Below are 918 nucleotides of genomic sequence, written 5' to 3' on the forward strand. Positions count from 1 at the left end.
TTCCGCGCCATCACGCAAATCACCACGGCAATCTGCCAATTTACCCGGCAGTGCGGGGCCTTGTGTGATTTTTTTACGAGCGACTTTTTTGGCTGATTTTAGGCGACGTCCTGCTTTATTAATCGCCAATTCCGCAATCTGCGTACCCATATCCGCATGTTGGTTTAGCCACAAGCTAAACGCATCTTTTGCCAAGGTCTGTACAGCACCAGCAGCTTCACGACTCGATAAGCGCTCTTTGGTCTGTCCAGAGAACTGTGGCTCAGAGAACTTTAAGGATAGGATATAGTTTACGCCATCCCACACATCTTCTGCCGTTAGCTTGACGCTGCGCGGTAGCAAATTATGAATATCACAAAACTCACGCAATGCTTCTAGGATACCCGTACGCAGACCGTTGACGTGCGTACCGCCCTGCGCTGTCGGGATCAGGTTCACATAGCTTTCCTGAATCGGCGTACCACCCTCAGGCAACCAAGACAAGGCAAAGGTCACACCCGCACGTTCGCCCGCTTTTGCATCATAATTATAATAAAACGGTGCTTCAGGTAGTGTCTCAAGACCATCTAATTGCTCGCTTAGATACTCGACAACCCCATCGGTAAATTGCCAAACGACCTTTTCATCATTGATATCGTCGGTGAACTCAATCGTTAGTCCCGCGGCCAAAACCGCTTTGGCTTTTAGATTGTGCTTGAGCTGCTTAACATTAAGTTTTGGCGTATCAAAAAAGCTGCCATCTGCCCAAAAGTGCACTTTAGTACCACGTTTGCGTTTGTTTGAGCTGACCGATTCCGTTAATGGCGTCACGGGTGTGCCATTTTCGAACGCCATATCAAACTGCGTACTATCACGCCATACCGTCACTTCAACGCGCGTGGATAACGCATTAACGACAGAGATACCCACGCCATGCAG

1 protein-coding gene is annotated in these 918 nt (G+C 48.8%); it reads right to left on the minus strand.

The features are described from left to right. Nucleotides 1-918, minus strand: a 918-nt coding sequence (locus tag ACS8FC_RS15565; RefSeq protein ID WP_459112966.1) for a DNA topoisomerase IV subunit B family protein, incomplete at both ends; no start/stop codon positions are given.

Source organism: Psychrobacter sp. 1Y4 (assembly GCF_051847555.1).